Origin of the sequence: Treponema brennaborense DSM 12168, assembly GCF_000212415.1 — a bacterium.
Taxonomy (GTDB): Bacteria; Spirochaetota; Spirochaetia; order Treponematales; family Treponemataceae; genus Treponema_F; species Treponema_F brennaborense.
In genome coordinates, this window is the sequence record NC_015500.1 from 2,792,761 (window position 1) to 2,805,339 (window position 12,579).

General features: G+C 54.9%; 9 protein-coding genes. 6 read left to right on the forward strand and 3 right to left on the reverse strand.

Going from position 1 to position 12,579, the window contains the following annotated elements; all coding sequences use genetic code 11:
* Window positions 1-68 precede the first annotated feature (68 nt).
* On the reverse strand, window positions 69-3,629 hold the full coding sequence (gene nifJ, locus TREBR_RS12235; RefSeq protein WP_013759480.1) for a pyruvate:ferredoxin (flavodoxin) oxidoreductase: 3,561 nt from the start codon (window positions 3,627-3,629) through the stop codon (window positions 69-71).
* Between the two features lie 210 nt (window positions 3,630-3,839).
* Between nifJ and TREBR_RS13930 the strand changes: the two genes are divergently transcribed.
* Together TREBR_RS13930 and TREBR_RS12245 are read left to right on the forward strand one after the other, a co-directional pair.
* Complete coding sequence (locus TREBR_RS13930; RefSeq protein ID WP_013759481.1) at window positions 3,840-6,269, forward strand: patatin-like phospholipase family protein; 2,430 nt, start codon at window positions 3,840-3,842, stop codon at window positions 6,267-6,269.
* Between the two features lie 37 nt (window positions 6,270-6,306).
* The gene (locus TREBR_RS12245) at window positions 6,307-7,212 is read left to right on the forward strand and encodes an ATP-binding cassette domain-containing protein (RefSeq protein WP_013759482.1); all 906 of its coding nucleotides are present in this window, start codon (window positions 6,307-6,309) and stop codon (window positions 7,210-7,212) included.
* Window positions 7,213-7,240: 28 nt separating this feature from the next.
* Here TREBR_RS12245 and TREBR_RS12250 read toward each other — a convergent pair whose 3' ends face one another.
* Both TREBR_RS12250 and TREBR_RS12255 read right to left on the reverse strand, forming a co-directional pair.
* The gene (locus TREBR_RS12250; protein ID WP_013759483.1) at window positions 7,241-7,606 is read right to left on the reverse strand and encodes a hypothetical protein; all 366 of its coding nucleotides are present in this window, start codon (window positions 7,604-7,606) and stop codon (window positions 7,241-7,243) included.
* 9 nt (window positions 7,607-7,615) lie between these two features.
* Window positions 7,616-9,370: a M30 family metallopeptidase gene (locus TREBR_RS12255; RefSeq protein ID WP_013759484.1), complete on the reverse strand. Its 1,755-nt coding sequence runs from the start codon at window positions 9,368-9,370 to the stop codon at window positions 7,616-7,618.
* A gap of 65 nt (window positions 9,371-9,435) precedes the next feature.
* Between TREBR_RS12255 and TREBR_RS12260 the strand changes: the two genes are divergently transcribed.
* The 4 genes from TREBR_RS12260 to TREBR_RS12275 are packed head-to-tail and all read left to right on the forward strand — an operon-like array spanning window position 9,436 to window position 12,572.
* Window positions 9,436-10,209, forward strand: a complete 774-nt coding sequence (locus TREBR_RS12260) for an RsmE family RNA methyltransferase (RefSeq protein WP_013759485.1) — start codon at window positions 9,436-9,438, stop codon at window positions 10,207-10,209.
* Between the two features lie 18 nt (window positions 10,210-10,227).
* Entirely contained in the window at window positions 10,228-11,031 is an 804-nt protein-coding gene (locus TREBR_RS12265; protein ID WP_013759486.1) for a hypothetical protein, read from the forward strand.
* Window positions 11,018-11,938: a hypothetical protein gene (locus TREBR_RS12270; RefSeq protein WP_013759487.1), complete on the forward strand. Its 921-nt coding sequence runs from the start codon at window positions 11,018-11,020 to the stop codon at window positions 11,936-11,938. Before TREBR_RS12265 ends, TREBR_RS12270 begins: the two co-directional genes overlap by 14 nt.
* A gap of 46 nt (window positions 11,939-11,984) precedes the next feature.
* A complete protein-coding gene (locus TREBR_RS12275) occupies window positions 11,985-12,572 on the forward strand; it encodes a GNAT family N-acetyltransferase (protein WP_013759488.1) in 588 nt (195 codons plus the stop codon).
* The last annotated feature ends 7 nt before the right edge of the window (window positions 12,573-12,579 follow it).

The following is a 12,579-nucleotide window of genomic DNA, read 5'->3' on the forward strand; positions in this document are numbered from 1 at the left end:
ACGGACAAGACTGAAACGCCGCGCACGCTAAGCGTTATGCGGCGTTTCCGAACTCAACTGTTCGTCAATTAGAATTCCCGTTTTGACAGGTATTCGTATTCTTTCCACTGGCGCTTCGCTTTCGCCACGGCTTTTTCAAGCAGCATGGCCGCGCGTTCCGGGTTTGCAGCTTTGAGCGACTTGAAGCGGACTTCTTTGTACATAAAGTCTGCCAAATTGTAGTCGGGTTCTTTGCTGTCGAGCTGGAACGGATTTTTGCCCTGATCGGCCAAGCGCGGATCATAGCGGTACAGCGGCCACAGACCGCAGCTGACGGCCTCTTTCTGGTTCGTCAAACCGTTGGACATATTGATACCGTGGTTGATACAGTGCGAGTATGCGATGATGATCGAAGGACCGTCGTACGCTTCCGCTTCGCGGAACGCCTTGATAACCTGATTCATATTCGCACCCATCGAAACGCGCGCGACGTATACGTAACCGTAGCTCATGGCGATTGCACCCAAGTCTTTCTTGCTCATCACTTTACCGGACGCCGCAAACTTTGCGACGGCACCGATCGGCGTTGCTTTGGACATCTGTCCGCCGGTATTTGAATATACTTCCGTATCCAGAACCAGAATGTTGATATTCCGTCCGGAAGCGAGCGTATGATCCAATCCGCCGAAGCCGATATCGTAGGCCCAGCCGTCGCCGCCGATAATCCAGACCGACCGTTTAATCAGGTGATCAGTCAGGGAGGCAAGCTCGGCCGCAACAGTGTCGGACGATTTTGCAAGTTCCGCTTTCAGTTCGGCAACGTAACCGCGCTGAACGGCAATCGCCGCATCGTCTTTCTGTTCGTTGGCAAGAATCTTACCGATAACGTCTTTGGCAATACCTTTTTCCGCAGCGGCGTCGGCGACTTCACGCGCATACTGGGCGAGCTTGTCGCTGGTCATGCGCATACCGTAACCGAATTCCGCGGCGTCTTCAAACAGGGAGTTCGACCATGCCGGACCGCGACCGTTCGCGTCTTTTGCATACGGAGTTGAAGGCAGGTTACCGCCGTAAATGGAAGAACAGCCGGTAGCGTTCGCAATGACCGCGCGGTCGCCGAACAGCTGGCTGAGCAGTTTGATATACGGCGTTTCACCGCAGCCGGCGCACGCACCGGAGAACTCGAACAGCGGGCGTTTCATCGCGAGCCCTTTCGGCGTACCCAGGTTGAGGGTTGAAGCGTCGGCTTCAGGCAGCGCCATGAAGTAATCCCAATTCTTCGATTCAACGGCACGCAACTCTTCGGTAAAGTGAACCAAGTTGATGGCTTTTTTGGTTTCGTCAGCCTTGTTCTTTGCAGGACAGACGGCCACGCACAAACCGCAGCCGGTGCAGTCTTCGGTGGAAATCTGCAGCACGACTTTCTTTCCGGCTTCCGCTTTGGGTTTAAGGTCGGCAGATTTGAAACCGGCCGGAGCTTTTGCCGCAGCGTCGTCGGACAGCGTCTTCATGCGGATAACGGCGTGCGGACACACGACCGTACACTGACCGCACTGGATACAAACTGACGGATCCCACTCGGGTACCTTTTCGGCAATCGCGCGTTTTTCAAACTGAGTCGTCGCGGTCGGGAACGTTCCGTCTTCGGGCAGTTTGCTGACCGGCAGCTTGTCGCCGTTCTGAACGGCCATCGCGCCCAGCACGTCGCGCACGAACGCGTCTTTGGAAGCTGCCATGGCAGGCTTCATGTGCATGTCGCCGGAAACGGCAGCGGGCACGGCGACTTTTTCAACTGCGTTCAAAGCCGCGTCGATCGTCGCGAAGTTTTTCTGTACGACGTCCGCACCTTTTTTGCTGTATGATTTTTCGACGAATTTCTTCATGTATTTGACGGCAACGTCTTCGGGCAGAACGCCTGAAATCTTGAAATAGGCCGCCTGCATGACGGTGTTGATGCGCGTACCCATTCCGGTCGCTTCGGCAATCTTAAACGCGTCGATAACGTAGAAGTTCAGTTTTTTGTCGATAATCTGTTTCTGCGCTTCAACGGGAATGTGATTCCACACCGTCTTCGCATCGTACGGGCTGTTCAAAAGGAACGTCGCGCCTTTTTTAGCGGCGGCGAGCATGTCGTACGTTTCCATGTAGGTGAACTTATGACACGCCAAAAAGTCGGCAGCCGTGATCAGATACGGACGGCGGATAGAACCTTTGCCGAAACGCAGGTGAGACACGGTGAAACCGCCGGATTTTTTGGAGTCGTAGCTGAAATACGCCTGAGCGTTCAGTTCGGGCTTCGCTTCACCGATGATTTTGATCGAGTTTTTGTTCGCGCCGACCGTACCGTCGGAACCCAGACCGTAGAACATCGCTTCGTTCATGCCTTCTTCTTCAAGATAGAAGGATTCATCGTACGCGAGGCTCTGACCCAACACGTCATCGTTGATACCGATGATAAAATGATTGAGCTTTTTGCCGGACAGATTGTCGAAAACGGCTTTGACCATCGCGGGCGTAAATTCTTTTGAACCCAGACCGTAACGGCCGCCGAGTACGACCGGATAATTTTTGAACGGGCAGGTTCCCGCAGCCTGCATTTCACCGATCGCTGTGCGTACGTCTTCATACAGCGGTTCGCCGAGCGCGCCCGGTTCTTTCGTACGGTCGAGAACGGCGATCGATTTAACGGTAGCGGGAATGGCTTTTACGAACGCTTCCGCGCTGAACGGGCGGTACAGGCGAACTTTCAGCACGCCGATTTTTTCGCCTTTTTTGTTGAGCGTTTCAACGGTTTCTTCGCAGGTTTCGGCACCCGAACCCATGATGATGATAATTTTTTCGGCGTCTTTCGCACCGAAGTAGTCGAACAGATGATACTGGCGGCCGGTCAGTTTGGCGTATTTATCCATTTCGTTCTGAACGATTTCGGGAACCGCGTTGTAGTATTTGTTCACCCCTTCGCGGCTCTGGAAATACACGTCCGGATTCTGGGCAGTTCCGCGGATAACCGGATTTTCCGGCGTCAAACCGCGAGCGCGGTGAGCGCGCACCAGTTCGTCGTCAACCATTTTCTGCATGACTTCGTATGAAACTTCTTCAACTTTCTGAATTTCATGCGACGTGCGGAATCCGTCGAAAAAATGAACGAACGGAACGCGGGAACGCAGCGTCGAAGCGTGGGAAATAACGGCCAAATCCATAACTTCCTGAACGCTGTTTGAAGCGAGCATCGCCCAACCGGTCTGGCGGCACGCCATAACGTCCTGATGATCGCCGAAAATGGACAGGGAACTGGTCGCAAGCGCACGGGCCGCGACGTGGAAAACGGTGCTGGTCAATTCGCCGGCAATCTTATACATATTCGGGATCATGAGAAGCAGACCCTGAGAAGCGGTAAAAGTCGTGCTGAGCGCACCTGTTGTCAACGCACCGTGAACGGCACCGGCAGCGCCTGCTTCCGACTGCATTTCCACAACGTCGGGAACGGTACCCCAAATGTTTTTCTTACCTTTTGCCGAATATTCATCGGCAACCTCTCCCATCGGACTGGATGGAGTAATCGGGTAAATGGAGATTACTTCACTCAGTGCGTGGGCAACGTGACCGGCAGCGGTATTTCCGTCGATCATGACCATGTTCTTGTCAGCCATAGTTCCGTCCTTACAAAATATAAAATAAACTTACAATATTATAGTAATATACAGTACTAGCATACATCTATATGGAGATTTTTGCAAGCGGATTCAAAATGAAACGATGTTTTATTTTCTACAGCAATACTGCGGAGCCGTGCTTTGCGGCGCACGTTCAGTCCGCCCGGCCGATTTACACAACCGCCGATCTCTGGTATTACTATACGTATGAAAATAACGGATATGCTTTACAAACGCGCGCTTACGCTGCTTTTTATAACGTGCGCTCTGGCGCGCACGATTCCGGCTCAAACCGCCGCCGAAATCGAACCGACCGGCAGACCGTCGGTTGCGCTCGTTCTTGCCGGCGGAGGAGCAAAAGGATTCGCGCATATCCCCGTGCTGGAACTGCTTGAAGAACTCGATATTCCGATCGATATGGTAATCGGCAACAGTGCCGGCGCCATTATCGGCGGATTGTACTGCGCGGGCTATTCTCCGGCGGAGATTGCGAATGAACTGCTCGATTTGAACTGGGCGCAACTGTTTCAGGACGAACCGGTGTCGCCGTTTGAATCCCTGCTCGGCAACAGGAGCACGTTCGCCAGTCCGGTTTCGGTTCGGCTCGGAAAAAACTTTTCGTTCGATATGGGCGCCGGTCTTTCCACCGGGCAGAACGCGTACATGAGATTCAAACAGCTGACGGCAAAGATTCCGTCGTACATCGACTTCGACAGCTTACCCATACCGTTCCGTGCCACGGCGGTAAATCTGCTCACCGGCGACTTGGACATAATCGGCACCGGCGACATTGCCGAAGCCATCCGCTCCAGCATGAGCATTCCGGCGGTGTTCCAGCCGTTTCCCGTAGACGGCAAACTGTACGTGGACGGCCTCGTACGGAACAACATGCCCATTCAGCCCGTCGCCGATCTGGGATACGACATTATCATCGCGATTGAACTGGGCGACGAACTGATCGACAATCCGTCCAAATTCGCGTCCACACCGCTGACGACCGTTTCTCAGGTAATGACGATTTTTATGTATTCGGGAAATAAGGAGCAGTACAAACTTGCCGACATCGTGCTGTATCCCGACGTTGCCGAATTTTCAACTTTCGATTATCCCAAATCGCGTCAAATCTACGAAAAGGCAATCAAAGATAAAGAACGGTTCAGGGAACCGCTGCGGGAACTCCGTAAAAAGATTTTTCCGGAACAATACGCGGCAGACGGCGCCGGCAAAACCGGCAGTTCCGATGACGGCGGTTCCAACGGTGCGCAGCTTAAAACGGCGGAGAGAACGTCCGCCGGCGGCGGTTCCTTTGCGTTCACGCCGATTCACAAAGGAGCCGTGGAGCCGGACAGAAACGGTGTCTACGACGATCTGCCGTATCTGATACCGGAAGTACTGGTTACCAGCGGTGCCGCCGTACAGGATATGGATTATATAGAAACGTATTTTGAAAAAATCAGGAATAAACCGCTTACGCCCGACGCGCTGAACGATTTCATTTCCGCAGTGTATCATACCGGAAACTATACGCTCGCCATTCCCCGGATCGACACGCGCTACGCGCAGACACGGCTTGAACTGCGGCTGCATCAGATAGAAAAGGAAAACTGGCTCATCATTCCCGGAGCGGCTTTCGAGGGCACCGTTTCGGATCAATCCGTCAGCAAACTGACTTTTTCACTCGATATCCAGTTCCGCGGGCTCACCGGCACGGGTTCCGTTCTTTCCGTAAAATCGACGATGATAAACAATCTCGGCGCGGCGCTGATGTACATGCAGCCGATCGGAGCGCATTCGTACGTGCAGCTGTCGGCGGACGTAATTGTCGAGCAGGAATTCGTTACGTCCGGCTTTCAGCGGCACGAGCTGCAGGGTAATCGTTTGTCCTACTCGTCGACCGGGCTGCTGTTCGGCGTTAAATTCGGCTCGTATCATCGAATGCAAATCGGCGGTTCCATCTACTGGATGGACACCGACGGCAATGCCACCGAAGAGTTGGAAATCCAACAGAATAAATACCGGCAAACGTCCGCATCGATCGCCGCGCCGCTCAACATCGGCTATACGTTCGACACGTTCGATTATCCGTCGTTTCCGACGCGCGGCTTTTACGTCAAATTCGACGATACGGGCGTTTTTCCGCTGCTGGCGACCGAGGCGCCCGTCGCGTTCAATCTGTGCCGCGTGGACTTTACCGCGGCGGTGCCGCTTGCCCGAAACTTCAGCATCATTTTCAACGTATTCGCCGGGTCAGACATTTCCATGCAGCTCGCCAAGATTCCGTCTTTTATTCCCCTGTTCGGCTACACGCTGGGCGACCGGACGTATTTTCCGCAGATGGCCGGAAAACAGCAATACGGAACGCATAAAGCGGCGGCTCAGATCGTATTCCAATTTCAGCCGTGGCAGAATCTGACTATCATGGGCGGACAGATGTTTTTTTCGGTTTCCGGGTCGATCGGAGAAGTCGCGATGGAATACACGGATTTTACCGTCAAAGACATCAAATGGAACGCGTCGTTCAATACCGGAATACGGATAAGCAAGACGTTCAGCGTGATGTTCCGATTGGGCGCCGGTACCACGAAAAACACGATCATACCGTTTATATCGGTGGATTTCGGCACGATACGGTATTGAGGCGGATCGAAAACCGCCTTACGTTACAGGAGTATGCATGAATTGTATTGAATTCAATGATATCAGGTTCGCCTATCCGCCGGTTCCGGACGATACGGACGAAAACGGAAACCAACTCGTTCCCGCGCCGGTGTTCGATCATTTTACCGCCGCACTGCCGGAAGGATTCGTCAGTCTCGTGGGACCGAACGCAGCGGGCAAATCCACGTTTATGCTGCTCGCCGCGGGGCGGATGCTGCCGCAGCAGGGAACGGTTTCCTTATTCGGAAAAAACACCGCACGGCTTTCCGAAGCCGAGCGGGATGCACTCGCTTCGTTCATATATCAGAATATGGAATTTGAAACGGACGATACGGCGGGAAATCTGCTTGCATACGTTTTCACGCACGGTCTTTTCGGCGGCTCGGCGGCAGCAGTCGGCAACGGTAAAATCGCCGGTGCATCGGACGAGACCGCACCGGATATTAGCGCGAACGGCGGCGATTCACTGCTTGAACAAATCGTCTCAGTGCTGGAACTCGGTTCCGTGCTGCACCGCAAACTGACGGGCCTTTCAAAAGGTGAAATGCAGCGGGTGATTATCGCGTTTGCCCTTTTATACGGCAGCAAAAGCATTTTTATGGACGAACCGCTGTTCGCTCTGGAAGACCGCCAGAAGCGGACGGCGCTCGCATATCTCAAAAAATACGCGGCAACGTTCGGCGTAACCGTGTACATCTCCATGCACGTACTGGAGCTCAGCCGTGCGTACGCCGACAGCGTGCTGCTGTTTTATCCGAACAGGGACATGGATTTCGGCACGCCGGAAGAAGTGTTGACCCCCGAGGCGCTCGAAAAAGCATACGGCGTACCGGCCGCGATGCTCAAAGATTCGGAAGCGCTCACCCGTAAAACGCTGAAAGAACAAGCGGAAGCAATTTCCCGTCTGCCGCACGAACACTGAAACTTGGCGGGACCGAACCGCAATCGCTCTATACGGCAGGTTCCGAACGCGCCACGTGCAGTACTCCGCCGGGAAGTACGTTCGGAGCCCGAATCGATTCGGCGGGAGCGGGTTCTACGGTTCCGGTTATCCGGAGGCGGCTTCCCTGCTTGTCACGCAGTTCCCGCAGTACGTTCTCGGCGGCGTCAAGCGTATACGCCGTTCCGTCGTCGGTAACGAATCCCGCGAACGTATGCGGTTCGCTTCCGTAAACACGAACGAATCCTTCAATTTCCACAGTCTGCGTTTTCAGGGACTCGACTTTTTTTCCGCCGGAAAAGCCCGTAACGGGAAACAGACAGCAGCACACCGCGCAGGCGATCACCGCGCGGCGTGCGATACGGACAACGTTCATACCCCCCCCCTACGCACGCGGACGAACCATCACGTAGATTTTTTCAGCCGAAGAAATCGGCTGTGAAAACTTCAGCTCAATCGTACCGGCCGATGTCGTATGACCGACTGCGTGCAGCGTCAAGCCGTACGGACGCAGCGTGATCCGCCCCTCAGAACCGACTTTAAACATAGCAGGTCCGATGTAAACCGTACCGGAAGAACTGTCCGACCACCGCAATCCCAGCAAATCGATAGCCGTCATCGGATACGTATACCCGCTGAACGCCGACGCGGCGGAAACGGACTTGTTGAACGACGGATAACCGGCCGGCGGATCCGTGAACACAAGCGCACGGGCAAATTTCGTAAATACCGAATTGAAGCTTTCGGCAAAACCGGCACTTTGAAGCGCTTCGGTAACGGAGGCTTGGTCAACGGAAGCGTTTTGCGCAATCGCCTTCACCAAATCGGGACCGCCGTAATTGCGGGCGAGATACGCACCGAACGCAAACGCGTTCGCGTACGACTGCAGCACGTTATTGCCGGACAACCAGTCGGTAATGCCTGAAAGCGGATAGGCCGCGCAAAACTGTGCCAAGCGGGATTTCGGTGATTTTTCGTCGCCGATGCCCAAATGGGACTGCATCATGTCTTCACACAGCATGGAAAGCATTTCGTTATACCAGGTTTCGGATATCGCACCGCTGCCGGCACCGGTCGCTTCCGGCGTCAGTGCCTTTACGCCGAAATGGATCATATGCTGGAACTCGTGCGCAAGCGTGGAATATATCATATCGGGTTGCTCGTTTGCAAAATACGAGTCGACGTAAAAATATTTGCCTTCGTTCGACTGTGCCACCGGCGCGTCGGCGGAGAATCCCCGCACGTAATAATCTTTCGCCCAAAAATAACCGAACGTACCGCTCATCTGTCCGGCCTTATAATCACCTTCAATATCGTATAAAACGATATTCACCTTGGAACCCGTATCGCTGACTTCCGTCATGACGGCGGGAGTCGGATTTTGACTCGTTCCGGCAACCATATGCTCGGCTTCATTGCCGAACACGTTCCGAATCAGCGGATACATGGCGTCGAACTTGCCTTGTACGGCCGTCGCCGTCGCCGAAGAAACGCGCGCATCGGATGCAGACACCGCGTAATAACCGTCCACGATCCATACGTAACAATGCGTACCGGCAGCCCGCAACGTCGCCCGCTTTTGCAGCAGATACGACGTGCCGCTTTGTACGCTGCCGGCAGTTCCCGCCGCGACGTCTACCCACACGTCTTTCTTCGTAACGTCGACGTTCGGCGTAATCTGCGTTACGGCGCGCTGCGGTTCACTTACCGCGAAACGGGCCGAACCGTTCAAATCGAGCTGCGGAACGAACTGCTGCGCAGGTTCAAAATCACGCCGGATGAATTCCGCAGACGAACCTTCAAATTCGGAAAAATCCGGCGTTCCGGAAATCGAACCGATTACGTCCGCACTGCGACTTACCGCAGATGAAAGGTATCGGGTTTTCAGACCGTCGACGACGGCGGAGGACGGATTCATCCGGGCAAAAAAGATGTCAACCGGTGTGCTCGCTGAAAACGAAACCGTTTCCACATTCTGCGGAAGTTCGTACACCGGATCCGATGCCGAATAATTCCATGTAACCGAATCCGCAGACCAAGGAGCAGATTCTGCCTTATCAAGCGGGCAGGAACACAATGAAATAACCGCGCATACTGCAAAAAACGCCGCAGCGGCTTGCTTTCTACAAAACATAATCATACGAATAAGTATATCATAAATCCGCTTGAAAACAAGTTGAATCCGCTATATAATTTTGCCGGTACATGAATATCGTCCTTTTTACGCCGGAAGAAATACGCGCGCCGCTCCCGCTTTCAGACGAACGGGCAAAACACATTACGGTCGTTCTGCATAAAACCGCGGGCGACACGTTCGAGGCGGGAATCGTCAACGGGCGGGCCGGAACGGCGCGGATCGAATCGATACGCAGCGACGGAATCGAATTTTCCTTTGAAGCGCAGTCGGACGGCAAACCGCTGTATCCGCTCACGATGATCATCGGATTTCCCCGCCCCATCCAGCTGAAACGGCTGCTGCGCGACGTTGCAAGTTTAGGGGCGGCGGCGGTTCATTTGACCGGCACGGAATTGGGTGAAAAATCGTATATGAAATCATCGCTCGTGGAACGGGGCGCCGCCGCTCGAATGCTGCAGGACGGCTCGATTCAGGCAAAAAGCACACACGTGCCGGAACTGTACCTGCATACGTCCCTCGGCGAATGCCTTATGGCGCTGAGTTCCCGGAACGCAGCGGGCAAAACGTCCGGAGCGCAGCCGGTACGGGCGGCGCTCGACAACGTACGCCCCGAATGCAGTCTGACGGATCATCCCGAAATCAAAAACGCCGGAGCGGCGGGGCTTCGGGAGCGCGGCGTGATAGCAGCCGTCGGCAGCGAACGGGGCTGGACGGATAACGAGCGCACGCTGCTTACGGACGCGGGATTTACGCTGTGCGGAATGGGCACGCGTATTCTGCGCACCGAAACGGCGGCAACGGCTGCGGCGGCGCTCATTCTCGCGCAAGCCGAATTTTTATAAGAAGCGGCAGGAGACACAATGAATCAGGATCAAATAAAAGACATGCTGCTGCAAATTGAAGGCAGCGAATTGGATTTTACGGTTACTTTCACCGGAAAAGAAAGCAAAAAAGTAAACGGTTTATATAAGCCCGATACGTATGAAATTCTGCTGCACAACAAGAATTTCAAAGCGGACAACCAGTTGATATACACCGCCATTCACGAATATACCCACCATTTACTGAACGAAGCGAAACTTGCCGAAACGGGCGGGCTGAAACCGTCTTACGCGCGGGTGCACACGAATGAATTCTGGGCGCGATTTCACGGTCTGCTCGAAACGGCCGAGCAAAAAGGCTTTTACGTGATCGGATTGGAAAATTCGCCGGAACTGGCGCAGCTGACCGAAGAACTCCGCGTCAACTATCTTGAACAGAACGGACGGCTCATGCAGGAATTCGGGCGGCTGCTTGCCAAAGCGCACCGGCTTTGCCAGGAAGCGAACATCCGCTACGAAGATTACATAGATCGGGTACTCAAACTGCCGCGCACCGCCGCAAAAACGATTGCGAAAGTCGCAGCCGTCGAAGTGAATCCCGCAATCGGATTTGAAAACATGAAACTGGTCGCTTCCCTGCCCACTCCGGAAAAACGCAGCGCTGCCGAACAGCAAATTCTTGAAGGCCACAGTCCCGATTCGGTCCGGTCGCTCATGAAGAAAAAATCGGAAGAAACCGACGCGCGCACCCGCCTTGAAAAAGAAAAACAGCGGCTCGAAAAAACCATCACCCAACTCACGTCCCGCCTTGAACTGGTGGAGGAAAGCCTTGCACAGCTTTAGACGCACCGCCGCGTTCCGATTTGCAGCCGCGTGCGCGCTGCTCGCCGCGGCTAAAACGGCGGCTGTCGATTTTCCGACCATGCCCGCCGTTACGGCGCCGTCCATGCCGGAACTTTCGGATTCCTCGCCGTTTCAGCAGACGAAGCCGACCGGAACCGACGCCGCGGAAACGGATAAAAAAAAGACTTCACCGAACGTAACCGCGCTGCAAATTGCAAATCTCGGCGGATTGAACGCTCTGGGCTCGTTCGATTCGCTCTCGTCTTCGGGGGCGCTCGGCTCGCTCGATTCTCTTGAATCGCTCACCGGCAGCGGCCGGCTTACGGACTATCTTTCCGCACTGACCGAACTCACCCGGAAGACCGCGGCTGCCGCCGGCAGTACCGCGGACACCGGCAAAACGGCGCCGGACACCGCAGCGGCAACTGCATCCGCAGCCTCCGCTGCAAAGACAGCAGCAGCCGCTTCCCCGGCAGCCGTTTCCGCCGCGACCGGAGCGACGGCGACACTTGTACCCGAAACGTCAGCCCAGCCGCAATCGCGCGTGCTGCGATTCAAAGTAAACGGCGCCGACATCCTCGGCACGTGCAGCACGCTGTATTTTTCGGAACCCGCGGCTTCCGGCATTTTTCTGCTTACCGGCGACCGCACCGTCGTTTCACGCAACCGAAAGTACGCCGAAACGTTTTATCTGCTGTTCAAGCCGCAGGAAACCAGCGGCGGCGCCATACGCTACGACGTTGAAGCCGACATAATGCAGGAAACGGATAATTCCGCTTCGTATCTGTATCTTATGACGCAAAAATCGCCGTTTACCGCGCTGCGCACCGGAAATCTCGTCAGTCTCAGGGCAAACGACGCCGACTGGAAGCTTGACTTGCTTATCGACCTGCGGGAAGACAAATGAACGCCCCGTTCTTTCAAAACCGACTGTCGGCGTAAGGAGTTAATTGATGATCAGATTCGTACGACCCGAAACGGACGCTCCGCGCATTCTTTCCATATATAAGCCGTTCATTACGGACACGGCGGTATCGTTTGAGTATGAAATACCGACGCTCGAAGCTTTTACCGGCCGCATCCGCTCCATAAGCAATGAGTTTCCCTACCTCGTGTGGGAAGAAGACGATGCGGACGAGCCGGGCGCAAAACGCATCGGCGGATATGTGTACGCGTCGCGCCACGCAGCGCGCGCAGCGTATCAGTGGGGTGCGGATCTTTCCGTATACCTTGCGCCGGAAAGCCGCGGCAAAGGCATCGGACGGCAGCTGTACGAGGCGCTGTTCCGGCTGCTTCAGCGGCAAGGCTACTTGACCGTGTACGCGGCCGTCGCCGTTCCGCATCCGGCAAGCGAACGGTTTCACGAATCGCTGGGGTTCAAACGGATCGCGCTGTTCCCCGCCGCCGGCTGCAAATTCGGCGTCTGGCACGACTTGCTCTGGCTCGAAAAACCGCTGTACCCGGAAACCGGAATCAAACCCGTTCCGACGGCGGCGCCCGTACCGGTAACAGAACTCGGACTCGGCGACGCCGATTTATAGTGAGGAG

What these genes read in the sequence shown, in the direction of transcription:
- nifJ (WP_013759480.1), bottom strand. Translation starts at nt 3,629, where the DNA reads ATGGCTGACAAGAACATGGTCATGATCGACGGAAATACCGCTGCCGGT.
- TREBR_RS13930 (WP_013759481.1), top strand. Translation starts at nt 3,840, where the DNA reads ATGAAAATAACGGATATGCTTTACAAACGCGCGCTTACGCTGCTTTTT.
- TREBR_RS12245 (WP_013759482.1), top strand. Translation starts at nt 6,307, where the DNA reads ATGAATTGTATTGAATTCAATGATATCAGGTTCGCCTATCCGCCGGTT.
- TREBR_RS12250 (WP_013759483.1), bottom strand. Translation starts at nt 7,606, where the DNA reads ATGAACGTTGTCCGTATCGCACGCCGCGCGGTGATCGCCTGCGCGGTG.
- TREBR_RS12255 (WP_013759484.1), bottom strand. Translation starts at nt 9,370, where the DNA reads ATGATTATGTTTTGTAGAAAGCAAGCCGCTGCGGCGTTTTTTGCAGTA.
- TREBR_RS12260 (WP_013759485.1), top strand. Translation starts at nt 9,436, where the DNA reads ATGAATATCGTCCTTTTTACGCCGGAAGAAATACGCGCGCCGCTCCCG.
- TREBR_RS12265 (WP_013759486.1), top strand. Translation starts at nt 10,228, where the DNA reads ATGAATCAGGATCAAATAAAAGACATGCTGCTGCAAATTGAAGGCAGC.
- TREBR_RS12275 (WP_013759488.1), top strand. Translation starts at nt 11,985, where the DNA reads ATGATCAGATTCGTACGACCCGAAACGGACGCTCCGCGCATTCTTTCC.